The organism is Pantoea sp. S18 (assembly GCF_045689705.1).
Taxonomy (GTDB): domain Bacteria; phylum Pseudomonadota; class Gammaproteobacteria; order Enterobacterales; family Enterobacteriaceae; genus Pantoea; species Pantoea symbiotica.
This window is the reverse complement of the sequence record NZ_CP142688.1, coordinates 2037540-2059323: the sequence shown is the minus strand read 5'-3', so window position 1 is coordinate 2059323 and position 21784 is coordinate 2037540. Positions and strand designations below refer to the sequence as shown.

The 21784-nt window shown below is 53.6% G+C and carries 22 protein-coding genes; 10 read left to right on the top strand and 12 right to left on the bottom strand.

What is annotated here, in order from left to right; translation table 11 throughout:
• Nucleotides 1-6: 6 nt before the first annotated feature.
• Nucleotides 7-774, bottom strand: coding sequence for an SDR family oxidoreductase (locus VIJ98_RS09575; protein ID WP_154156123.1), 768 nt, complete (start codon nucleotides 772-774; stop codon nucleotides 7-9).
• A gap of 286 nt (nucleotides 775-1060) precedes the next feature.
• Between VIJ98_RS09575 and VIJ98_RS09570 the strand changes: the two genes are divergently transcribed.
• Together VIJ98_RS09570 and VIJ98_RS09565 are read left to right on the top strand one after the other, a co-directional pair.
• Nucleotides 1061-1762 carry a FadR/GntR family transcriptional regulator gene (locus VIJ98_RS09570; protein ID WP_008104106.1) on the top strand — a complete coding sequence of 234 codons (702 nt, stop codon included), beginning with the start codon at nucleotides 1061-1063 and terminating at the stop codon, nucleotides 1760-1762.
• 88 nt (nucleotides 1763-1850) lie between these two features.
• Nucleotides 1851-3104, top strand: a complete 1254-nt coding sequence (locus VIJ98_RS09565; protein ID WP_407330301.1) for an enolase C-terminal domain-like protein — start codon at nucleotides 1851-1853, stop codon at nucleotides 3102-3104.
• 190 nt (nucleotides 3105-3294) lie between these two features.
• On the opposite strand, the gene VIJ98_RS09560 is transcribed toward VIJ98_RS09565, so the two are convergent.
• The 3 genes from VIJ98_RS09560 to VIJ98_RS09550 all read right to left on the bottom strand — a co-directional run bounded on the left by VIJ98_RS09560 (nucleotide 3295) and on the right by VIJ98_RS09550 (nucleotide 5825).
• Nucleotides 3295-3837: a GNAT family N-acetyltransferase gene (locus VIJ98_RS09560; RefSeq protein WP_323271474.1), complete on the bottom strand. Its 543-nt coding sequence runs from the start codon at nucleotides 3835-3837 to the stop codon at nucleotides 3295-3297.
• Nucleotides 3838-3887: 50 nt separating this feature from the next.
• Entirely contained in the window at nucleotides 3888-5285 is a 1398-nt protein-coding gene (locus tag VIJ98_RS09555; protein ID WP_323273646.1) for an ISNCY family transposase, read from the bottom strand.
• A 231-nt stretch (nucleotides 5286-5516) separates the two neighbouring features.
• Nucleotides 5517-5825: a hypothetical protein gene (locus tag VIJ98_RS09550; protein WP_061718882.1), complete on the bottom strand. Its 309-nt coding sequence runs from the start codon at nucleotides 5823-5825 to the stop codon at nucleotides 5517-5519.
• 125 nt (nucleotides 5826-5950) lie between these two features.
• Here VIJ98_RS09550 and VIJ98_RS09545 point away from each other — a divergent pair, with 125 nt between their 5' ends.
• The 4 genes from VIJ98_RS09545 (at nucleotide 5951) to VIJ98_RS09530 (ending at nucleotide 9036) form a co-directional block, all read left to right on the top strand.
• Nucleotides 5951-6232, top strand: a complete 282-nt coding sequence (locus VIJ98_RS09545; RefSeq protein WP_008104098.1) for a VF530 family DNA-binding protein — start codon at nucleotides 5951-5953, stop codon at nucleotides 6230-6232.
• 163 nt (nucleotides 6233-6395) lie between these two features.
• A complete protein-coding gene (locus tag VIJ98_RS09540; protein ID WP_323273643.1) occupies nucleotides 6396-6863 on the top strand; it encodes a DoxX family protein in 468 nt (155 codons plus the stop codon).
• Between the two features lie 217 nt (nucleotides 6864-7080).
• Nucleotides 7081-8508: a cytosine permease gene (locus VIJ98_RS09535; RefSeq protein WP_323273641.1), complete on the top strand. Its 1428-nt coding sequence runs from the start codon at nucleotides 7081-7083 to the stop codon at nucleotides 8506-8508.
• A 123-nt stretch (nucleotides 8509-8631) separates the two neighbouring features.
• Nucleotides 8632-9036, top strand: coding sequence for a cupin domain-containing protein (locus tag VIJ98_RS09530; RefSeq protein ID WP_154156110.1), 405 nt, complete (start codon nucleotides 8632-8634; stop codon nucleotides 9034-9036).
• Between the two features lie 46 nt (nucleotides 9037-9082).
• Here VIJ98_RS09530 and VIJ98_RS09525 read toward each other — a convergent pair whose 3' ends face one another.
• From VIJ98_RS09525 to VIJ98_RS09515, 3 genes are read right to left on the bottom strand one after another with little or no spacing between them, the layout of a single operon-like run.
• On the bottom strand, nucleotides 9083-10201 hold the full coding sequence (locus tag VIJ98_RS09525; RefSeq protein ID WP_154156108.1) for a lactonase family protein: 1119 nt from the start codon (nucleotides 10199-10201) through the stop codon (nucleotides 9083-9085).
• Nucleotides 10202-10210: 9 nt separating this feature from the next.
• Entirely contained in the window at nucleotides 10211-11554 is a 1344-nt protein-coding gene (locus VIJ98_RS09520; protein WP_154156106.1) for an enolase C-terminal domain-like protein, read from the bottom strand.
• Nucleotides 11532-12884, bottom strand: coding sequence for an MFS transporter (locus tag VIJ98_RS09515; RefSeq protein ID WP_179450922.1), 1353 nt, complete (start codon nucleotides 12882-12884; stop codon nucleotides 11532-11534). The genes VIJ98_RS09520 and VIJ98_RS09515 overlap by 23 nt, the downstream gene beginning before the upstream one ends.
• Before the next feature lie 308 nt (nucleotides 12885-13192).
• Between VIJ98_RS09515 and VIJ98_RS09510 the strand changes: the two genes are divergently transcribed.
• The 3 genes from VIJ98_RS09510 (at nucleotide 13193) to VIJ98_RS09500 (ending at nucleotide 16007) form a co-directional block, all read left to right on the top strand.
• Nucleotides 13193-14218 (top strand): NADP-dependent oxidoreductase, encoded by a 1026-nt coding sequence (locus VIJ98_RS09510; RefSeq protein WP_323273638.1) that lies wholly within the window; start codon nucleotides 13193-13195, stop codon nucleotides 14216-14218.
• Nucleotides 14219-14360: 142 nt separating this feature from the next.
• A complete protein-coding gene (locus VIJ98_RS09505) occupies nucleotides 14361-15125 on the top strand; it encodes a hypothetical protein (RefSeq protein ID WP_323273636.1) in 765 nt (254 codons plus the stop codon).
• 141 nt (nucleotides 15126-15266) lie between these two features.
• Nucleotides 15267-16007 (top strand): nitroreductase family protein, encoded by a 741-nt coding sequence (locus tag VIJ98_RS09500; protein ID WP_323273633.1) that lies wholly within the window; start codon nucleotides 15267-15269, stop codon nucleotides 16005-16007.
• A gap of 38 nt (nucleotides 16008-16045) precedes the next feature.
• Here the strand turns inward: VIJ98_RS09500 and rluF are convergent, their stop codons facing one another.
• Nucleotides 16046-16924 carry a 23S rRNA pseudouridine(2604) synthase RluF gene (gene rluF, locus VIJ98_RS09495; RefSeq protein ID WP_008104077.1) on the bottom strand — a complete coding sequence of 293 codons (879 nt, stop codon included), beginning with the start codon at nucleotides 16922-16924 and terminating at the stop codon, nucleotides 16046-16048.
• A 179-nt stretch (nucleotides 16925-17103) separates the two neighbouring features.
• Between rluF and VIJ98_RS09490 the strand changes: the two genes are divergently transcribed.
• Entirely contained in the window at nucleotides 17104-17841 is a 738-nt protein-coding gene (locus tag VIJ98_RS09490) for an HPP family protein (RefSeq protein ID WP_323273631.1), read from the top strand.
• On the opposite strand, the gene VIJ98_RS09485 is transcribed toward VIJ98_RS09490, so the two are convergent.
• From VIJ98_RS09485 to VIJ98_RS09470, 4 genes are read right to left on the bottom strand one after another with little or no spacing between them, the layout of a single operon-like run.
• Nucleotides 17811-18752: a metallophosphoesterase gene (locus tag VIJ98_RS09485; protein ID WP_323273629.1), complete on the bottom strand. Its 942-nt coding sequence runs from the start codon at nucleotides 18750-18752 to the stop codon at nucleotides 17811-17813. The genes VIJ98_RS09490 and VIJ98_RS09485 overlap by 31 nt on opposite strands.
• 12 nt (nucleotides 18753-18764) lie before the next feature.
• On the bottom strand, nucleotides 18765-19583 hold the full coding sequence (locus VIJ98_RS09480) for a carbohydrate ABC transporter permease (protein ID WP_008104071.1): 819 nt from the start codon (nucleotides 19581-19583) through the stop codon (nucleotides 18765-18767).
• Nucleotides 19580-20491: a carbohydrate ABC transporter permease gene (locus tag VIJ98_RS09475; RefSeq protein WP_008104070.1), complete on the bottom strand. Its 912-nt coding sequence runs from the start codon at nucleotides 20489-20491 to the stop codon at nucleotides 19580-19582. Before VIJ98_RS09475 ends, VIJ98_RS09480 begins: the two co-directional genes overlap by 4 nt.
• 2 nt (nucleotides 20492-20493) lie before the next feature.
• Nucleotides 20494-21768 carry an ABC transporter substrate-binding protein gene (locus VIJ98_RS09470; protein WP_008104068.1) on the bottom strand — a complete coding sequence of 425 codons (1275 nt, stop codon included), beginning with the start codon at nucleotides 21766-21768 and terminating at the stop codon, nucleotides 20494-20496.
• Nucleotides 21769-21784 lie beyond the last annotated feature (16 nt).

Here is a 21784-nt window from a genome sequence, read left to right as displayed (position 1 = left end):
TCGCTGTTACAAGGTGGCGAGCCAGCCGCCATCCACGTAAATCATCTGGCCATTGACGTAATCGGAAGCAGAGGACGCCAGATAAATGGCGGTACCCACCAGTTCGTCGGGTTTTCCCCAGCGGCCAGAAGGGTTGCTGCTGCAGACCCATTTATTGAACTCTTCGTTTTCAACCAACGCTTCGTTCATATCGGTGAGGATGTAGCCCGGCCCGATGCCGTTGGTCTGGATATTGAACGGCGCCCATTCAGCCGCCATCGATTTAGTCAGCAGTTTGATACCGCCTTTCGCCGCAGTGTAAGGCGCGACGGTAGGGCGCGCGGCTTCGCTGGTTAGCGATCCGATATTGATAATTTTCCCGCCGCGCTGACGTTGCACCATGCGTTTGGCTGCCGCACGCGAAACGAGGAACGCGCTGGTGAGATTGACATCCAGCACGCGCTGCCAGTCGCTCAATGCCAGTTCCAGCATCGGTTTGCGGAACTGAATACCTGCGTTGTTGATCACAATGTCGACGTGAATACTCTCTTCGTCGAGCTGCTGGAATACCACTTCAATCGCGGCTTCATCTGCCACGTTGAACAGAAAGCCTCGGGCATCAAATCCCTGCTTCTGTAATTGTTCCAGCGCCGTATCCATATGCTCCTGACGCGTGCCATTCAGCAGCACTTTTGCGCCGGCTTGCGCCAGGCCTTGTGCATAAGCGAATCCTAAGCCGCGCGTTGAACCGGTGATCAGGGCGGTTTTCCCGGAGAGGTTAAATAAGGTCTGCATAACAAAACGTCCTTCATGTAACATGACTAACAAGTTGGATGAATTACTTTTACGTGATGCGCAGAAAGGCAGCAATTGGCAGGCGAGAGATTTGTAAGATATCTCACAAATATTTAATGTCATCGCCAGAAGGCAATCATCTACCTTTGATGGTTAACCCAATGAAAGTAATCATTAAGTTACGGAATTTTGTATTATCGCTTTTGCCACACAAAAAATTGCTGCTTGTGTTGCAAGCAGTGACGCGTTAAAAAGCGGTAGACATGTAGGACAAGTGAGTAACGCCGTGGCGCTGGAAAGTATCCAAAAACATAATGTGGTTGATGTCATCTACGAACAGATGAAGCAGAACATTCAGGATGGTCTGTGGGAGCCGGGCTGTAAGTTGCCCTCTGAAGCGGAATTGACCGCAACCTTTCAGGTGAGCCGCGTCAGCGTGCGGAGTGCCGTGCAGAAGCTGCGCGACCTTGGCGTAGTGGTGACGCATCAGGGGAAGGGCACATATGTTACCCGCGAAGTGGCGCGCTACGGATCGTTCAGTGATAACCAGCCCATTCTGCATCTGTCGCAGGAAGAGTTTGATGATATGCGGGTTTTCCGTCAGACCGTCGAGTTCAAATGTATGGAGCTGGCAGTTCAGAACGCCACTGATGAAGATGTCAAAGTGCTGGAAAGCGCCTTGAATCGCATGCTGGTGAGTAAGGATGACTACAAAAAATACTCGCTGGCGGACTACGATTTCCATCTGGCGATTGTGAAAGCCTCGCACAACAAGGTGTTCATCCACGTAATGGAATCCCTGAAAGGGATTTATGTGCATTACCTGGAAGAGTTAAATCGGGTGTTAGGCATCACGCTGGAAAGCGTTGAAGCCCATATCAAAGTCTTTATGGCGTTGAAAAACCGCGATGCGGCGCTGGCGGCCGAGACGCTTAATAGTGCGATGACCCATAACGTGCACGCCATTGAAGATGTACGCCATAACTGAATAACCAAAAGCCCTGAACAGGGCTTTTTAATACACATAACATGTAGGACATCATACAGCATGTTATCCAGCTACCGTGAGGATCATGATGAGTAACCTGAAAATTACCGATGTAAAAACCATCCTTACCGCGCCAGGCGGCATTGATTTGGTGGTGGTAAAAATCGAAACCAGCGAACCCGGTTTATACGGTTTAGGCTGCGCCACGTTTACTCAGCGCATCTATGCGGTCGCCGCAGCCATCGAAAACTACATGAAGCCGTTTTTGATCGGTAAAGACCCGGCGCGTATCGAAGATATCTGGCAATCGGCGGCGGTCAGCGGTTACTGGCGTAATGGTCCGGTGATGAATAATGCGCTCTCCGGTGTGGATATGGCGCTGTGGGATCTGAAGGGCAAAGTCGCCGACTTGCCGGTATATGAACTGCTTGGCGGCAAATGTCGTGATGGCGTGCCGCTTTATCGTCACTGCGACGGCGCAGATGAGATTGAAGTTGAAGATAACATTCGCGCGCGCATGGAGGAGGGCTATCAATACGTGCGCTGTCAGATGGGCATGTATGGCGGCGCGGGTACCGATGATTTACGTCTGATTGCCGGCAAGCTGGCCAAGGCCCGCAATATTCAGCCGAAAGTATCACCGCGTAATCCTACGCACGGCATCTATTTCGATCCGGATGCTTATGCACGCGCCGTACCGCGCCTGTTTGATCATCTGCGCAATAAACTCGGCTTTGGCGTGGAGTTTATTCATGATGTGCACGAGCGCATCACGCCAATCGCTTCGATCCAGCTGGCGAAATCACTCGAACCGTATCAGCTGTTTTTCCTCGAGGATCCGGTTGCGCCGGAGAATATCGACTGGCTGAGCAAATTACGCAGCCAAAGCAGCACGCCAATTGCCATGGGCGAGTTGTTTACGCAAATCAATGAGTGGAAGCCGTTAATTCAAAACCAGCTTATCGATTATATTCGCTGCCACGTCAGCACCATTGGCGGCATCACACCCGCGAAGAAACTGGCAACCTTTGCCGAACTGTTTGGCGTGCGCACCGCGTGGCATGGTCCTGGCGATATCTCACCGATTGGCGTGGCGGCAAACCTGCATATCGATCTGAGCATCACCAATCTTGGTATTCAGGAGTACACGCCGGTCAACGAGGCGCTGCAGGATGTGTTCCCAGGTTGTCCAGAGATTGATCGCGGTTATGCGTACCTTAGCGATCGTCCGGGGTTGGGCGTGGATATCGATCTGAAAGAGGCGGCGAAATATCCGGTGTCGGGCGGAATTCCGGACTGGACCAATGCGCGCCTGCCAGATGGCACGGCTGCACGTCCGTAAGCGTATTTGTGACTGGAGAGGAACCAATGAACGGTTCCTTTTCCATCAATGTTGAAGCTAAGCAGAGATGACCGGGTTCAGGCAAATCTGAGATGTCCGATTGTTGTCAGAGTAGGTTTTTAATAAAAGAACTAACCCTCTGCTTTGAGGGCTAATTAGAATTAAAATTCAGCTTTAATAAAGGGGTTGATTATTCCGGAAGGATCAGCGAGTTAAGGATGTGGTCCTGCCAAGTCCCATTTATTTTCAGATAAGATTGTGCATAACCTTCTTTTACGAAGCCCAGACTGCCCAGAGTCTTTTTGCTGCGTAAGTTATCAGAAAGATGATTAGCCATTATCCTATGGATGTCATACTTATCATGCACATAGGAGATGGATTCTTTCAGCGCCTCATGCATCAAGCCATTACCCTGATAATTCTGGTCGATTGAAAATCCTAGATAGCATGCCTGAAAAACACCGAATATAAAGTTGGTGAAATTTATACTGCCTATAATTTTGTCATCATCTTTTAAGGTGAAAACCATAAGGATGCACTTTCTTTCTTCATAATCGAGTAGCGCATTACTGATCCTTTCAGCTACGCTGTTGATTGTGAAATATTCGTCGTTTCGCAGTGGTTCAAAGGGTGCGAAATTGTCTCTGTTATTAAGCAAAAAACGCTGAAAGCTCGTTGAATGGTCTAAGGTCAGCAGATATACATCGGTCCGTTCAGTAGAAAATAGCTTCATCTCTCATCCTTGTGAATGTCGGTATCGCTCTGATTATATTGATAAATACTTCAACTTCCAAATATCTCCTGACTTCGTGCCTGTAAATCAATCATCGCCTCCAGTAAATCATCCTCATTGACCGCACGTTGCCGTTTTTTTGTTGGATCTTTCTTCGCACTCCTGCGACTTGGCCCAGTTCCAGCGGGAAGCGCCTGCGAGCGCGTATTATCACGCTTGTCCTGCATCAACTTAGCCACGGCAAGCGCGTGGCCGAGCCGCTTGTTGTCAACGATCGCACCCTGGTCAACTTCAGACAGCCGGTCGTAGGCAGAGTAGGGAAGAACCGTACCGTGACTCCTGAGTTCAACGCGGCCGTCCGGGTACTGCCAGGCATCCAGATACTTGCCCATCGCCCGGCGGCTGTCATCGTTATCTTCAAGCAGCAACAGCATTTTATCGTAGCGGACCGTCAGCGATTTTGAGACCTTGCGCAGCTCGCGCCAAGTGAATATCTGGTTCAGGTTGTCATCAATATCGAGTGGACGATGCACGTCAAAGTCGTGCCTCGGTGCCTTCGCGAAACGACGGTTGTAGTCCGCCATAAACTCAGCGGCAAAGGCGTTGGCAGCATCAGGCGTACTGATGCCACGCAGCCTGAGCTCCTTGACCAGCCGGTCCTGCAACGTGAGATGCGCACGTTCCACGCGTCCCTTAGCAGAACTGGTGTTGGCGCAGATGCCGGTGATGTTCAGCTCGTTCAGCGCGCGCCCGAACTGCGTCTGGCCGTCGCCTCCGGCCGCATTTTTATTGTTGATGCGGAACACGCTGGCCTTGTCGCTGTAAAACGCCAGCGGCTTGCCGTACAGCTCGAGATAACCGCGCGTGGCTTGAAAATAGGTGAAAGTAGACTCGGAGCGGACGAAATGAAGCTGCATCAGGCGGCTGGTTGCGTCATCCACGTAAACCAGCAGCGTGCAGGCCGGACCACGTTCCTCAAACCAGCGATGGTCGCAGCCGTCGATCTGAATCAGTTCGCCGACACAGGCGCGGCGGTAACGAGGCTGCTGGATCCTGGAATCGCGATGCCTGCGGGGGATCCAGAAACCAGCCAGCATCATCAGCTTGCGTACGGTCTCTTTAGACAGCATCACGCCGTGCAACTCGGCCAGCTTCTCGCAGGCGAGCGTGGGACCAAAGTCCGGGTATCTCTCACGGATGATCTGAATGGCGCGTTCGGCAAGGCCTTCGGGAAGCTGATAGTTGCTGGGCTTGCCGCGCCGCCGGTCAGCCATGCCCAGCGGGCCTTCGATGCGATAGCGCTGGAGCAGACGACGACACTGTCTGTCGGAAATGCCGAGACGTTCAGCAGCGAGATGTGTTGTCAGACGCCGGTCGACAACGTCCTGAATGACTTTAAGCCGGTTAACTTCGTTCATCGTGAAAAACTCCACACCAGAAGCCGCCATAGCAGGTTCCTCAGCAGGTCACCCGAAGCGGCCATGTCAGCTTAGCTCAAAGCGGACATTACTACTTTGCCTCCTCAATCAAAGGGCGCATAATGTATATTATGTTAAATGAAGTATCTAAGCGCGCACTCAAATCACCATCAGCCTATTACCTGCCTTCAAACACCTCCTTCAACAACAATCCGTAACCAGCGATAATTCTGGCAACGGACTGTTGAACTAACGATGCCGTTATCTGCGGCCTTTAATCACTGATGCCTTCCAGTTGAAATCGCTAACCTCGCTCTCTTTCAGCGACTCCGGTTTCTTCCTGCGCGTTGGCGTTTTCTTTGCTTTATCAGCTAGCGCTTTCTCTTTGGCCAGTTTCGTCGTCATGATTTGCTGCCGGGCTTCTGCCGTGAACTCTTTCTCTTTCTTTGCATCCGGCTCTTTGCCGGTGCGCTGGCGATACTTCTCCATCAATCCTTTGAACGCTTCTTCTACTGCAACACGTTCATTGAGATTGAATTGATCGATGGAAATCATTTTCTTGTCGTTCATAGCGTACCGTCCAATAGTGATTTTCTGGCAACAAGTGTACCGCATTTACCGGCAATGAAGATCGCACCATTGCCGCTGGCGAGGCTTTCTTGTAACCTTTGCCGTCAACATTTTAAGGATTTCCTATGAACGATCATCGCTCCAAAGATCCCTTGCACGGCGTGACGCTTGAGATGCAAATTAATGCGCTGGTCGCCCATTATGGCTGGGCCGAACTGGGCAAGCTTATTAATATCAACTGCTTCAAAAGCGATCCAAGCGTCAAATCGAGCCTGAAGTTTTTACGCCGCACACCGTGGGCACGCGCTGAAGTTGAAGCACTTTATCTGGATTCACTGGATGATTTTGCTACAGATAAGCCGGATGATTCAGCGCCAAATCCCTGGACGATGGGCAAAGATAAGTAATTTCTGGCGATAAAATCGGCAGTGCTACGTGAATTCTCGCTAACTTCCACCCTGCTCTTTTCACAGAATTCACGTAGCGACGTCAGCGAAATTTGCCTTAAGACCGCACCAAAACAGACTATCCTGATATACTACCGCTCCTAAATTATTAAGGAGATTTCAGATGGCACGATGCCTCACTCTATTTCAATCCCCTGGAAGCGCTAGCTTCCTGCCGTTGACGCTCATGCGCGTCGCTTTCGGTTTGTTCTTCTTCGCATCCGGTTTTAACAAAGTGTTTGTTGCGGCTAATCAGGCGCTAATGCTGGAAACCATCACTGAAGCTGGCATTCCCTTTCCAGAGTTCATGTCGGTGTTTGTCGCTAGTTGTGAAACGCTGTTTGGATTACTTCTGGCGCTGGGTTTATTTACGCGTTTGGGCGCTTTAGTGTTGCTGGTGATAAGCCTTGTGGCACTTTTTACCGTTGGACTGCATCACATTCCCGCCGACCTGAATTTATTAACCTGGTATAGTTGGCTGCTCTATCTGCCTGAATCCAGTTACATTTTGATGTGCGTGATGTTAATGGTTCAGGGCTGTGGCCCGTGGGGAATTGATCGTCTATTTGCTCAACGCTATTCACATCAGTAAGCATTTTGTCCGCTGGCTTTTCTAAAGCCAGCGTTATTCTTTAAGTTTTCACTTCCTGCCAACCTTGCCCGCGTCATCACATTTTCCAATGACCGATCGTATTGTAAGTTTCCATTCTGCATGACAATATCGCTACATGTATATACATGTAGCACCAAGATAACTCACATCATACTAACAATACTTCGCCCTCTTTAGACGCTTCAGCGAGGAAACTATGTCAGCCGAATCACCTGCAGCAGATTACGCCGGCGCAGAGAAACAGCGCCTGTCAGAAACGCGATCCATTGATTACATTCCTCCGAGCGAACGCCACGGACACCCTTTTAGCCAGTTCACCTTATGGTTTGGCGGCAATTTGCAGATCACCGCAATCGTGACCGGCGCGCTGGCGGTGGTGTTGGGCGGCGATGTGGTGTGGTCGATCATCGGATTGCTGGTTGGGCAAGTTGTCGGTGCGGCGATCATGTCGCTGCACGCGATTCAGGGACCGCGCCTCGGATTGCCGCAGATGATCACCAGCCGCATGCAGTTTGGCGTTTATGGTGCGGTAATTCCGTTAGTGTTGGTGTGCATCATGTATGTCGGATTTTCTGCCAGCGGCACGGTGTTGGCCGGACAGGCGCTGGCCAAACTGATCAATACCAGCAATGCTTCAGGCATGATCCTGTTCAGCGCGATTATCGTCGTCATCGCGGTGCTGGGATATCGCGTGATTCACAAGTTGGGTAAAGTGGCCAGCGTGATTGGCGTGCTTGCCTTTGTTTACCTGTTTATCACGCTGCTCTCAACGCATGATCTTTCTTCGGTGTGGCTAAACCAGCATTTCACCGTCGCTAATTTCCTGCTGGCGGTTTCGTTGTCGTCGTCATGGCAGATTGCATTCTGTCCGTATGTCTCTGACTATTCACGCTATTTACCGGCCAACGTCTCGGCGAAAAAACTCTTTAACTGCGTTTTCTTCGGTACCGTTTTAGGCACACAAGCTTCAATGACCTTGGGTGTGATTGTCGCGGCGATTGCCGGTAAGGCTTTTTCTGGCAACGAGGTTGGCTATATCGTCAGTTTAGGCAGCAGCGCCACGATGGCGATGGTGATTTACTTCGCGATCTGCTTCGGCAAAATCACCTTCACCACGCTGAATGCTTACGGCAGTTTTATGTCGCTTACCACCATCGTTTCTGGCTTCCGTCAGAAAACGGCGTTAAGTCGTGGCGGCCGCATTCTGTTTGTGGTGCTGATGGTGACGATATCCTGTGTGATTGCACTGATCAGCGAACCTGCGTTCCTGAAATCTTTCACTCATTTCCTGCTGTTTTTACTGGCCTTTTTTGTGCCGTGGAGCGCTATCAGCTTGACGGATTTCTACCTGATCACCAAAGGGAAAGTCGATGTACCGGCGCTTTCCCAACCCAACGGACGTTACGGGAGCTGGAATTGGGCGGGGATTGTTGTCTACTTTTGCGGCGTGCTGGTTCAGTTGCCGTTCATTGATAATCCGCTGCATCACGGTTCGTTAACCTGGATTTTTGCCGGTAACGATGTGTCGTGGATTATTGGTTGGTTTGTCACCGCGCTGCTGTGGTTAGCCGCAAGAAAGTTCGATCGTCGCGGAATGTTAGCACAATCTGTTTACCCCAATTAGTGACAATGTCACGCACCTTGCATTAATGAATTGCGCTCACAAGTGCTTGCAGCTTTGAGCGCATTATCATTCAGCCATCCCGCCGCTACACTTTAACCATGCTGCACTTACATGGAGATAAAGATGAACGACCAATTTGATGGCAATGGTATCTTCCCGAAAGGGCCTAAAAACGACGCTTTTGCACAATACTTTACCGGTACCAGCTATCTGAGCATGCTGACGACAGAAGGCGTCAACATCGGCAACGTGGTGTTTGAACCGGGCTGCCGCAATAACTGGCATATCCATCATGGCGGCGGCCAGATTTTGCTGGTGACTGGCGGAACCGGTTGGTATCAGGAGTGGAATCAGCCGGCGCGTCAGTTAGTGGCTGGCGATGTGGTAAACATTCCGGCGGGACTGAAGCATTGGCATGGCGCATCGGCCGATAGCTGGTTCGCACACATTGCTATCGCAGTACCGGCTGAAGGCGCTTCCAATGAGTGGCTTGAGCCGGTTTCTGACGAGGAATATCAGCAACTGTAAGGTGCGCATTTTGATAGCGGTCGCCATGAATGGCGACCCTACGGGATTATTTGTAACTCACCACCGTCACCCAATTGGCATCTCCGCCGGCAGGTGCCTCGCCAACGCGTTTCAGCGCCCCGCTTTCCTGATCAATGGCATAGCTGCCAGTAACCGCACTCTTCTCGCCGCTGGCAATCAGCCAACGTCCGTCAGCGGTAATCGCGATACCGCGCGGCTGCTTCTCGATTTGCCAGCTATCAATCAGCGTCAGTTTGCCGTCATCTCTATTGATCCGATATCCGCTGATGGTGCTGCTGGTCCGCTCGCTAACATACAGAAAACGGCCATCCGACGTCAGACGAATATCGGCCGCCCAGATGCGCGGTGTGGAGTCACTGTAGCCTGGCGGTCGCTCTTTACCGTGTTGCAGCTTATATTTTTCAGCGACGGCATTCGGCGTCTCCGCCACTTTGACTAGCTCGCCGCTGGCTTCACGACGAAACTGCGTAATGATGCCGCCCATTTCACCGATGTTGTAGAGATAGCGATTATCTGGCGACAACACCGAATGACGCGGTCCGTTTTCTGTCGCCGTTTTAACATAACCGTTGCCTAAGCCCGACAGTTCGCCATCGGCGCTCAGCTTCAACTGCAGCACACGATCGGTGCCGAGATTGCCGACATAAGCGTGTTTTCCGCTCGTATCAACAATCACCGAGTGCGCGGCATGTCCGGTTTTGTAGCTGCCGACTGGAGGCGCAATCAGCATGCCATCGTTATTGAGTTTGTAAACGTGCACCACATCGCCATCGTAGGACGCGCCCAGCAGAAAACGCCCTTGCGGGTCCGTGCTGATGTAGGGATAACTGGCCGCAGCGGATACGGCATTCAATGGGCTGAGATCGCCCGATTTGCTGTCGATGTTCCAGCTGACAAGTTGCAGCGGTTTGCTGCGAATCGCGGCGTACAGATGTTTATGATCGGCGCTTAACGCCATCGGCATCACTTTGCCACCGGCTTGCGTGCGTCCCAACAGTTGTAGCGCACCGGTTTGCTCGTTCAGCGCGTAGCGCGCGATGGTGCCATCATCGGCTTCTGAAACGTAGACAAAAGTTTGTGCCAGTAACGGCGCGCTGGCGGCCAACGATGCTAACAGCGTCGCCGCGCGTAATAGGTTCTTCATGCGGCTTCCTTAGCGTACCAATGACGGACGTTTGGCGTCATAGCGCCAGTTATCGATCAAAAACTGCATCCCCAGCGCATCGTTGCGATTTTTATCCGGCAGCGCATTGTAGAGCGCATGCGCTTGCTCGATGCGATCCATATCCAGCTCGATGCCCAATCCCGGCCCGTGCGGCAACTCCAGATAGCCGTCACGGATCTGCGGCGGTTGACGTGTAAGCTGCTGACCATCCTGCCAAATCCAGTGCGTATCAAAAGCGGTTTGACGATCGCCCGGTGCCGCGGCGCCAAGGTGCGCGACCATCGCCAGCGAAATATCAAAATGATTATTGGAGTGGCAGCCGGTTGTCAGCCCCCATTCGTTGCACAACTGCGCCACCACGTTGGCGTTACGCATCGTCCAGAAGTGCGGATCGGCGAGCGGGATATCGATAGCATTCAGCTGCAGCGCATGATGCAGCTGGCGCCAGTCATTGGCGATCATGTTCGTCGCGACCGGCACGCCAGTGGCGCGGCGAAACTCGGCCAGCGTTTCCCGGCCGGAATAGCCCTGTTCAGCACCGCAAGGATCTTCCAGATAAGGCACTTTCCCGGCCAGCTGCTTGCCAAAGCGAATCGCCTCATCCAGCGACCAGCTGGCATTAGGATCGACGGTGACGCGCGCGTCAGGGAAGCGTGCCAGCAGCGCTTCAACCGTTGCCACTTCCACTTCGCCTGGCTGCACGCCGCCTTTTAGCTTGAAATCGCGGAAGCCGTATTGCTCAACCGCCGCTTCGGCGAGCCGCACCACAGCATCGCTGTTCATCGCCGCTTCATGACGCAGACGGAACCAACCATCTTGCTCATGCTCTCCCGATCGATAGTTCATATTGGTGCGCTGGCGATCGGCGATGTAGAACAAATAGCCCAGCACTGGAATGCGGTCGCGCTGTTTGCCGCTGGCCAGCAGATCCGCTACCGGCAGATTGAAAAGCTTGCCTTGCAGATCCAGCAGCGCCGCTTCAATCGCGGCGGCAGCGTTATAAAACTTCTCCGGATTCATCTGCGGGATATGAATGTCATTGGTGTGCGAAGTTTGTTGCTGACGTGCCTCGCTGCTGAACAACTGGCCTAGCGTCGCGTTGAGGCGCAGCAGCGAACTGCCTTCGATCAGCGGACGAAACTGTTCCAGCAGCTGCAAGGTGGATGCATGACACGGCGTTTCGCCAACGCCGGTATGCCCGGCGGAATCGGTCAATATCACGATGATGCGCGTGAAGTAGCAGTTATGGGCGCCACCAATGTTCAATAGCATGCTGTCGTAACCGGCAACCGGCACGATGCGCATCGATTTAATGACTGGACTGTCTGACATGGTTTCTCTCCGTGTGACCGAATGCGGGTGGAACAGGTTTGCGACGCAGCAGCAAATAGAGTCCGGTAACCACGGACACGCTGGTCAGCGCGTAAAGTCCGCCGGTGGTGCTGCCGGTGTGCATTTCGAGGTAGCCGAATACCGTGGGCGCAAAGAAGCCGCCCAGGTTGCCAATCGAGTTGATCAGCGCGATGCCGGGTGCGGCAATCGAGGCGGGTAATTCACTTTGTGGCATCGGCCAGAAGAACGCCGCGCTGACTTTGGAGCCGATACAAGCCACAATCATCGCCACAAAACCAAACCACGGCGTGCCCAGCGTGGCCATAAAGGTGCCGCACGCGGCGATCAGCATGGCGATGCCGAGGCCTCTATCCAGTTTATCGCGATAGCGGTCGGTGGCTTTGCCCAGCAGAAACAGCGCGACGATAGCGAATAACCACGGAACGGCGGTCAGCAATCCGGTTTCAAAACTGTTAAAGCCCTGAATGCGCTGAATGATCTGCGGAAGCCAGAACACTAACGTGTAGCCGGTCATGGTCATAGTGAAGAAGATTAGGCAGTAAGACAAAAGGCTGCGATCGGTGATCAAGCCCCAGCGGCCGTGTGTCACCGCATGCTCTTCGCGAGCGGCATCTTCCAGTGCTAGTTGCTGCGCCAGCGCCTGCTTCTCCGCGTCGCTGAGCCACTTCGCGCCTTCAGGTTTGGATACCAACACAAAGGCGGCCAGCAAGCCGATCACAATCGATCCGCCGCCTTCCATAAACATCACCCATTTCCAGCCCGCGATGCCGCCAACATCATGCATCATCAGAATGGCGCCGGTGAGCGGGCCGGAAAACAGAAAGGCGCTGGCGGTGGCGCTCAACACCATCGCGGTAGCGCGCCCTCGCCACGCATTCGGCACCCATTGACGAAAATAGAACAGCACACCAGGAAAGAAGCCGGCTTCGGCCACGCCAAGCAGAAAACGCAGCAGATAGAAATGCAGCGGCGTGCTGACAAAACCGGTAAGCACCACCACCATGCCCCACGTAATCATGATGCGTGTCAGCCAAACGCGTGCGCCGAGTTTCTTCAGCATCATGTTGCTCGGCACTTCAAACAGCGCATAGCCGATAAAGAACAGTCCTGCGCCTAAACCGAAGGCGGCGGCGCTGATGCCCGCATCCGTTTGCAGTTCGGCTTTAACGAAACCAATGTTTGCCCGGTCAATCTGGTTCACAATTAACATAAGCGCCAGCATCGGAATGATGCGGCGGAAAAACTTGCCGATGGCCGAGGCGATGTGCGCGTCATGATCCGGCGATAGTGCGTATTGTTGTTGTGTCATGCGTCACCTTTAGGGAGAAAAGCATCGCTATAGATATACGCAGCAGAGTTGGCTCTGGTGTATGTGGCATTGCCCGAGACCGCTTAGGCAAATGCCCTATGAATGTTAAAATTCATGGTGTTATATTAATTCGCGTCGAAAAGTTTACGCTTGGTTTGTGCGCTGGCTCACTGGCGTTTTTACCAGGTGCGCTTAAATGCGCACCCTACAGATGTTTCGTAGGGTCGCCATTAATGGCGACCTTATCCTCAAACTTGCCTTTTCCTCGTCTACACTTGCCTCACGTGAAAACGCTAATAGAGGTAAAAATGTCGCAATCAAATCAACGTAATCAAGCTTGGCTATTAGCCTCACGCCCGCATGGCGAACCGGTAAAAGATAACTTCCGCCTGGTGGAGCAGCCAATTCCTGAGGTGAAGGACGGTCAAATCCTGCTGCGCACGCTCTATTTGTCCCTCGACCCGTATATGCGCGGACGCATGGATGACAGCAAATCCTATGCTGCGCCAGCAGAACTCGACCAACCGATGGTCGGCGGCACGGTGAGCGAAGTAGTGGAATCTAAACACGCGGATTTCAAACAAGGCGATGTGGTCCTCGCGCAAAGTGGCTGGCAAAGCTATGCGGTTTCGGACGGAAACGGCGTGGCGAAACTGGGCGATCTGCCCCATCCTTCCTGGGCGCTGGGCATTCTCGGGATGCCGGGCTTTACCGCCTATATGGGCTTGATGGATATCGGCCAGCCAAAACAGGGTGAAACCTTAGTGGTTGCAGCGGCTACCGGCCCGGTCGGTGCCACGGTGGGTCAGCTTGGCAAGCTCAAAGGTTGTCATGTGGTAGGTGTTGCCGGCGGCGAAGAGAAGTGCCGTTATGCGATTGAGAAACTCGGTTTCTCTGCCTGTATCGATCACCATCGTGACGACTTTGCAGAACAGCTGGCGTCGGCCTGCCCGGACGGCATCGATATCTACTTCGAGAACGTCGGCGGCAAGGTGTTTGATGCCGTATTCCCGCTGTTAAATACCGCTGCGCGCGTGCCGGTATGTGGTCTGGTTTCTGGTTACAGCAGCCGCGAATTACCGCCGGGCCCGGATCGCACCCCGCAAATCATGGGCGGTATTCTCAAACGTCGTATTCGCATGCAGGGCTTTATCATCTTCCAGGATTATGGCGATCGTTACCCTGAATTCCTCAAAGCGATGACACCGCTGGTGGAGCAGCAAAAAATCCACTATCGCGAGCACATGATCGACGGGCTGGAAAACGCGCCGCAGGCGTTTTTCGATATGCTAAAAGGTAAAAACTTCGGTAAAACCGTGGTTAAAGTCAGTTAACGCTTTTCAGGGCGAAAGGGATCTTCGCCTGTTTATGCCGAGTTAAGTAAAGATACTGGTAATCCATACAGATAAGGTTCAGGATGGTCGCTCATCCTGGATTAGCACCCACGGCCATTCACCCTCAATCTGAGGGCTCGTAATGAACTTTTATTCAACTGAAACCGTTTGCGCCATTACCGGTGCCAACCGTGCCAATTTACGTCGCTGGTTGCGCGGTGGATTAATTTCTGAGAATCACGTCAATAAGGACTGGAGCCGACATCAGGTTGATGAAGTGCTCGCCATGATGGCATTAACCTCGGGTGGCGCCACGCTGTGGCAAATCTATCAGGGCAGACACTGCGGGCTCGATTACTCGTCGTCTGGTTGGGTGGCACGCCGTGGCGATCTGTTACGTCAACTGGAGCTGGGTTCTGACCGCGAACTGGCGCGTACCGTGCGCAATCTGGCGGGCGATTATAGCAGCGATGATTTCGTCAACGTGCTGATGAAACCGCTTAATCGCTGGCTGCGTGATGATACACGTCGTGGCGCATCGCGTCGGTTAACGCGCTTCCATGAGGCGATCGTGCATCATAGCGACTGCGTAAAACGCGCGTCAGCCCGTCAGCAGCAGATGCCATTGTTGCTGGAAGTGGTCAGCACCGGCGATGAGACGGAAGTGTGGTTGGAAGCCATTCGCCTTAGCGGACAAGGATTCTGCGTCGATGTCGATCAAACCTCACAACCGATGCTGTACGGTTCAGAAAGTCGTCACGATCATCACCTGCTATGGTGCGGTGCCGGGATCAGCCAAGAACGCATGACCCAGTTCCAGCGTGGATTACGTTCCGGTAAACCGGTGATGCTCAGCGGGCCAGATCGCAGCGTGCATCCGGCTGTCGCTGCAGCCAAAGTTGCTTAGCCGGTGCATTTTGCACCGGTCTCACCGCTTATCGCATTCCGCACTTTGCTTATTCAAAAGAAGTAGTTAGCCACGGCAACAACGGTTAAGTCCGATCTATCCCTCTTCTGTTACGCTCTCGCCTCCCAATCAGGAGGATCCATGAGTTCATTAATCGATATTTTCACCAGTCATAAAAGCGATCGCAGTTTTACCGACCTTCCCGTTGAGGATGCGGTGCTGGATCGCATCATTTCGGCTGCGTATCGCGCGCCAACCTCGGTGAACTCGCAGCAGGTCTCTTTGGTGGTGACGCGCGATGCTGAGAAACGCGCACAAATCTCACAGATTGCCGGCGGCCAACCGTGGATTGCCAAAGCGCCGGTGTTTATTACCCTGGTGCTGGATATGCATAAATCGCGCTTGGCGATGAATGCGATCGACCGCGAGCAAATCGCCCAGCAGAGCATCGAAAGCATTGTGTCGGGCTCAACCGACGTCGGTATTGCGCTGGGTTCGATCATGGCAGCGGCGCGCGCAGAAGGTTTGGGCATTGTGCCGATTGGCGGTATTCGTCGCGATCCACAGGCGTTAATTAGCTTGCTGGATTTGCCGGAATACACTTTCCCGGTGGCGGGCGTGGTGATTGGCCATGTCGATCAGCCTGCGCATCAGAAGCCGCGTCTGCCGCTGACAACCTTCCGTCATGAAGAGCGCTATCAGCGTGATGGACTGGAGCAGCACATCGCCGCCTACAATCAGGAAATGGTGCAGCACTGGAAAAATACTGGACGTCATGATGGCGAGAGCTGGAGCGAAAGCGTCAGCGGTTATTATCACAAGATTTACTTCCCGCACGTGCTGGATGCGCTGAAGAAGCAAGGATTTGGCAACGACAAGTAACGGCTTTTCCCCGCGCGCTCTGCGCGGGGAATGAAAAATTAACGCCCTTTCTTCTTACGACCCGGCTGCGCGAAACGCTGGCGATTCGCTGGTTTTGCACCCGCTTTCTCACCCGGCTTAGCTCCGGCAGCGGGCTTTTTCGCGGGGCTGGCCGGTTTCTTCTTCGCCTGCGTCTTCTGCGTTTTTTGATCTTCCGATGAAGAGTCTTCAATCAATTTGAACAGGTCGATCAGTTCGTCATCGGTTAAATCACGCCATTCGCCGAGCGGAATTCCTTTCAGGCTGACGTTCATGATGCGCGTACGTTCAAGCTTGGTGACTTCAAAACCGAAGTGCTTGGTCATGCGACGAATCTGACGATTCAGCCCCTGAACCAGAATGATGCGGAAGACAAAGGTCGACTCTTTTTTAACTTTGCACTTTTTGGTGACGGTACCGAGCATCGGTACGCCCGCGCCCATTCCGGCAATAAATTCATCGGTGATCGGCTTATCAACGGTGACCACATACTCTTTTTCGTGGTTATTGCCGGCACGCAGGATTTTATTCACCAGATCACCGTGGTTGGTGAGGAAAATCAGCCCCTGCGAATCTTTATCCAGACGACCAATCGGGAACACGCGTTTGCTGTGATTGACGAAATCACCAATGTTGTCGCGTTCACCCTCTTCCATGGTAGTGATGATGCCAACCGGTTTGTTCAGCGCAATCAGCACTAAATCTTCTTCGTCACGCGGCTCAATCAGCTGCCCGTTCACTTTGACTTCATCCCCCGCAAACACCTGCGCACCGACGGCAGCGCGTTTACCGTTAATGAAAACGTTGCCTTGCTCGATGTAACGATCGGCATCGCGGCGTGAGCAGATACCGCTCTCGCTGATGTATTTGTTCAGGCGTGTGGATGAGTTAGGCAGCATGGTTCCTCCGAAAAAAAACGGACTATACAGCAACCTTAGGCGTTGGTTAAGCATCGCGACAATCATCAGCATTTCTCTCACCACGATATAACAGCACACTAACAATGTGGTTGTTGTCAGCCGATCGATCAGCGACAATTCGCACCCATCGTTTTTTCTTATGACAGAGTGATTCCCTCATGACAAATCAGCCATTGGTGACGTGGATTGCATCCGTGCGCACCTTTCTGGCCCGCCTTTGGCCTCATCCTTTACCGGGAGGCAAAAAGCAGATGGTCATCGCCAGTGTTGGCGCGGGATTGGGTTTAATGATTACCAGCCTGACCAGTCACTGGCTGCTGGGCGAAGTGAATCTGTGGTTTGTCGCGCCAATGGGCGCTTCGGCGGTGTTGCTGTTTGGTTTGCCGAACAGTCCGCTGGCGCAGCCGTGGTCAATTGTCGGCGGCAATCTGGTGGCGGGCGTTGTCGGTGTTACCATTGCGCTGTTGGTTCCCCATGCTGCATTGGCGTGCGGCATCGCGGCCTGTTTGACCATTGCGCTAATGTTTCAACTGCGCTGCCTGCATCCACCGAGCGGCGCGGTAGCGCTGACCGCGATTTTAGGCGGTAACGGCGTCCAGCAGCTGGGTTACCACTTTATTTTAACGCCGGTATTGTTGAACTCGGTTTGTTTGGCGCTGCTGGCGTTGGTGTTTAATAATCTCGCCGGGCGTCGTTACCCGCATCCGCTGGCAGCAACTGAAATCAAAGCACCGCCTGTAGTGATCGACGTACCGATTACGCGTGAAGACCTGCATCAGGCGCTGGAAAGCGGTGAAGTGCTGGATATTGATGAGGATGATTTGCAGCAGTTGCTGCAGCGTGCCGAAGAGATTGCGATTCTTCGTCAGCGCGGGAAAATGCCGTTATCATCATGAGCGGTCGCCATAAATGGCGACCCTACGCCGTATTCTTTCACGCGTACTTCGTCGCCCTCAATCTCAACCACTGCAAACGGCACCTCGTCTGCTCCATCCAGCATGCCTTTCAGCGTATAAAAGCCTGTTTGACCGATGCGCGCAAAGCCGCCGCGGTGGTCGTGCCCTGAGAAACAGAACTGTATGTTGTAACTAGAAAGCAGCTCTGCCAGCGTGCTGCCGTTGAGTAAGTTGTGGCTGTTGTGCGGCGCCAGCGGATAATGGCCAAACACCACCACTTTCTCTCCTTGCTGCTGGGCTTGCAGCAACTGCTGCTCAATCCACGCTAACTGCTGCGTTCCTACCGCGCCGTTCCACGGTTTCGCCTGCGGCTGCTGACGCTCGGTCAGATCCACCAGCATCGCCTCCGCCAGCGCGCGATCGTCTCCGTTCTGCGTGTTGCAATAGAGGCTAATATCGTTGCCGTCATAAACAATAAAACGCCAGCCCTGCAATCCAAAGGCGTAATAGCTTTTTGGCAGCGCGGCGGCCTCGTTGAGATGCTGCGCGATGGTCTGTGCATCGTGATTGCCCAGCACCACCGCATGTGGATGCTCGAGGCGATCGTAAATCGGCAATATCGCCGCGTAGCTGCTCCAGTCACGATCGACTAAATCCCCCAGCGTGACGACAAAATCCAGCGGCTGCTGATTCAACGCTTCAATCGCCTGCGGTAACTTGCGCAGTGCATGACGATAGTAGAGATTTTTCGCAATATCGGCGTCGATGTCGGCATATTGTGGATCGGCAATCAAACCAAAACGCAGCGTGCCGCTCAGCGGTGCGGAACGCACATCGGGTAAAGCATAGAGCTCGGCGACATCGCCCAGCAGTTCACGCTGCAATTCAGTCAGCGGATGCGGATAAGACACGAAAAGCACTCCTTAGCGAATACCGGCACGCATAAACGATTGAATAAACTGACGCTGGAAAATCAGGAACAGCACCAGCAGCGGCAAGGTGGTCATCAACGTAGCAGCGCCAATCAACGCCCATTGCACGCCCTGCTCTGGCGCCGAAAACAGTTGCAGGCCAACGGTAAGCGGCCGCACGTTGACGGAATCGGTAATCACCAGCGGCCAGAGGAAATCATTCCAGTGGAAGCTGATCGATACCAGCGCAAACGCCACATAAATTGGCTTCGCCAGCGGGATGTAAATCTTGCGCAGAATGTAAAAGCGGCTGGCACCTTCGACAATCGCCGCCTCTTCCAGCACCAGCGGAATACTTTTAAAGGTCTGGCGCAGTAGAAAGATGGCGAAGGCCGAGGAGAAATACGGCAGCGCGATGCCGGTCAGCGTATCGCGAAAACCCAGCGCGCCAATGGTTTTGTAGTTATTCAGAATCAGCACGTCTGGGCTGATCATCAGCTGCAGCAGAATCAGCGCAAAGATCGCGCCCGAGAATTTCAGACGGAAACGCACTAACGCGTAAGCGGCCATGGTCGCCAGAATCAGCTGCACCACCACAATCATCAGCACCAGCAAACTGGTATTGAGGAAGTAGCGACCAAAGGGCGCGGCATGCCAGGCATTAACGAAGTTTTGTACCGTCAGCGGCGAAAACAGCGAAAAGCTCGCCTGATCGGATGCTGGATGAATCGCCACCCAAAATGCCACCAGAATCGGTAAAAACCACAGCAACGCGGCAAGCCCAATCGCCGTATTCAGACACAGGCGACCAAACGTGATTGTCGGCTTCATTGGTAATGGGCTCGCTTGTCCAGCAGGTTGAATTTAAGCAGCGCAATTGCGGCGAGAATCACCAACAGTACCACCGTCATGGCCGCCGCTGCGGGCATGTCCCAGAAGCTGAAAGCGGTGCGATAGATATAAAAAAGCAGCAAGCTACTGCTGTTATTCGGTCCGCCGTTGGTCATAGCGATCACCTGATCGACGATGCGGAAGGCATTCATCGACGCATTGATCAGCACAAACAGCGTGGTAGGCATAAGCAGCGGCCACTGCACGCGCCGGAAGAAATAGCTGCGTGAGGCCCCTTCTATCTGCGCCGCTTCACTGAGACGCGGATCGATCTGCTGCAAAGCGGCGAGATAAAAGATCATAAAGAAGCCCGCTTCGCGCCACACCGACACCGCCATCAAGCAGTACAACGCGCTACCCGGTTCGCCGAGCCAGTTAATCGCCGGCAGGGAAAACAGCGCCAGCAGCTTATTCAGCAAGCCCAACTGCGGCGTGTAGAAGAACAGCCACAGATTGGCGATGGCAATCATCGGCAACAGCGAAGGAATAAAGAACGCGGTGCGCACCAGCGCATTAGCCCGCATATGGCGATTGACCGCCAGCGCCATCAGCAGCGCCAGCGTGACCGCCAGCGGAATGGTGATCAGCGCATACAGCAGGTTATTCCACAGCGACTGGATGAAAATGTCGTCATCCAGCAGCGCGAGATAGTTATCCAGCCCAACAAAATGGGCTGGACGACCGTTACGCGCCGCGCTGAACAGGCTTTCCCACACGGTCGCAACCGCCGGATAGTGGGTGAACAGCAGTAAAAAGCTCAGTGCTGGCAAAATCAGCAGATAGCCATACAGCTGCATCGACCATAACCGGGGACGACGAACCGGCGCGACGGTGAGAATCGTGCTCATAATTATTGGTATGACTTCAGCAGACGATCGGCTTGCTTCTGCGCGCCTTCAAGTGCTTCGGCTGGGGTTTTCGCCTGCGTCACCGCCGCTTCTACCGCATGATTGAGCGCATCCTGAATCTGCACGCTGTTGTAGGTAGAGAGTTCCGGCTGGGCATACTTCAGCTGTTCACGCGCCACCAATGCCTGCGGAACGTCTTTGACGTAATCCTTCATCACCGTGGTATCCCACGCTGCCGGAGACGTCGCAACGTAACCGGTGGCGATACTCCAGCGCGCCGCCTGCTCGGGTGACGTGACCCAACGGATAAATTCCATCGCCGCTTTCTGCTGTTCTGGCGAAGCGTTTTTGAACACATACAGGTTGCCGCCGCCAGTTGGGCTGCCGCGCTGGGTTTTCTCCGGCAGCATCGCTACGCCGAACGGGAACTTGGCGTTATCACGCACGTTGGTCAGGTTGCCGGTGGTGGTCACCATCATGGCGGTTTTGCCGCTGATGAAATCCTGCGGCGTGGTGCCCCATGCAATCGCGCCCTTCGGCGACACTTCCTCTTTCTGGCCGAGATCGGTTAGCCACTGCAGCGTTTCCACGTTGCCCGGCGTGTTGAAGTGCACCGCCGTGCCTTTGCCGTTATCCAGACGACCGCCGTTGGTAGCGGACAAGCCCTGGAAGTTCCAGTAGCCGTTTGGCGTGGACGGAATCTCGATGCCCCATTGGCTGACGCCGTTGGCATCTTTGATTGTAAGTTTCTTACTGAACTCGACCACTTGCTGCCAGTTGGCCGGTGGCGTATCGGCGTTCAAACCGGCTTTCTCAAACGCCTGTTTGTTCCAGTACATCACCACGGTTGAACGCTGGAACGGTACGCCCCACACTTTGCCGTCAATGTGACGCAGAAACGCCGGATAGAAACCGTCGATCCATTTTTTGCCTTCATCGCCCTGCGCTAAATCGCTGGCCGCCACAATCGCACCGGCATCAATCAGAGAATAGGCTTCGATATCGCCGATCACCGCCAGCTGCGGCGCGTTGCCACCGCGAAATGCGGTCAGCGCTTTGGTCACGGTGGTGGCGTAGTCACCGGTATACACCGGCTGAATGCTCACGTCCGGATGCACTTTCTGGAAATCCGCCACCAGCGTATCCACGGTGTGGCTCACTTTGCCGCCCACCGCGATCGGGTAATACATTTGCAGCTTGACCGGTTCAGCCGCAAAAGCTGAGGTGGTAACGGCGAGGACTAAGGCAGAAAGACGTGAATAACGAATCGCAGACATGATTTTCCCTTGGGCA

Bases quoted from the DNA above. Each gene is read 5' to 3' on its own strand.
- VIJ98_RS09545 (WP_008104098.1), top strand. From the start codon at position 5,951: ATGAACGATCATCGCTCCAAAGATCCCTTGCACGGCGTGACGCTTGAG.
- VIJ98_RS09510 (WP_323273638.1), top strand. From the start codon at position 13,193: ATGTCGCAATCAAATCAACGTAATCAAGCTTGGCTATTAGCCTCACGC.
- VIJ98_RS09480 (WP_008104071.1), bottom strand. From the start codon at position 19,583: ATGAAGCCGACAATCACGTTTGGTCGCCTGTGTCTGAATACGGCGATT.
- VIJ98_RS09470 (WP_008104068.1), bottom strand. From the start codon at position 21,768: ATGTCTGCGATTCGTTATTCACGTCTTTCTGCCTTAGTCCTCGCCGTT.
- VIJ98_RS09515 (WP_179450922.1), bottom strand. From the start codon at position 12,884: ATGACACAACAACAATACGCACTATCGCCGGATCATGACGCGCACATC.
- VIJ98_RS09500 (WP_323273633.1), top strand. From the start codon at position 15,267: ATGAGTTCATTAATCGATATTTTCACCAGTCATAAAAGCGATCGCAGT.
- VIJ98_RS09565 (WP_407330301.1), top strand. From the start codon at position 1,851: ATGAGTAACCTGAAAATTACCGATGTAAAAACCATCCTTACCGCGCCA.
- VIJ98_RS09550 (WP_061718882.1), bottom strand. From the start codon at position 5,825: ATGAACGACAAGAAAATGATTTCCATCGATCAATTCAATCTCAATGAA.
- VIJ98_RS09555 (WP_323273646.1), bottom strand. From the start codon at position 5,285: ATGGCGGCTTCTGGTGTGGAGTTTTTCACGATGAACGAAGTTAACCGG.
- VIJ98_RS09540 (WP_323273643.1), top strand. From the start codon at position 6,396: ATGGCACGATGCCTCACTCTATTTCAATCCCCTGGAAGCGCTAGCTTC.
- VIJ98_RS09525 (WP_154156108.1), bottom strand. From the start codon at position 10,201: ATGAAGAACCTATTACGCGCGGCGACGCTGTTAGCATCGTTGGCCGCC.
- VIJ98_RS09560 (WP_323271474.1), bottom strand. From the start codon at position 3,837: ATGAAGCTATTTTCTACTGAACGGACCGATGTATATCTGCTGACCTTA.
- VIJ98_RS09530 (WP_154156110.1), top strand. From the start codon at position 8,632: ATGAACGACCAATTTGATGGCAATGGTATCTTCCCGAAAGGGCCTAAA.
- VIJ98_RS09490 (WP_323273631.1), top strand. From the start codon at position 17,104: ATGACAAATCAGCCATTGGTGACGTGGATTGCATCCGTGCGCACCTTT.
- VIJ98_RS09535 (WP_323273641.1), top strand. From the start codon at position 7,081: ATGTCAGCCGAATCACCTGCAGCAGATTACGCCGGCGCAGAGAAACAG.
- VIJ98_RS09575 (WP_154156123.1), bottom strand. From the start codon at position 774: ATGCAGACCTTATTTAACCTCTCCGGGAAAACCGCCCTGATCACCGGT.
- VIJ98_RS09520 (WP_154156106.1), bottom strand. From the start codon at position 11,554: ATGTCAGACAGTCCAGTCATTAAATCGATGCGCATCGTGCCGGTTGCC.
- rluF (WP_008104077.1), bottom strand. From the start codon at position 16,924: ATGCTGCCTAACTCATCCACACGCCTGAACAAATACATCAGCGAGAGC.
- VIJ98_RS09475 (WP_008104070.1), bottom strand. From the start codon at position 20,491: ATGAGCACGATTCTCACCGTCGCGCCGGTTCGTCGTCCCCGGTTATGG.
- VIJ98_RS09505 (WP_323273636.1), top strand. From the start codon at position 14,361: ATGAACTTTTATTCAACTGAAACCGTTTGCGCCATTACCGGTGCCAAC.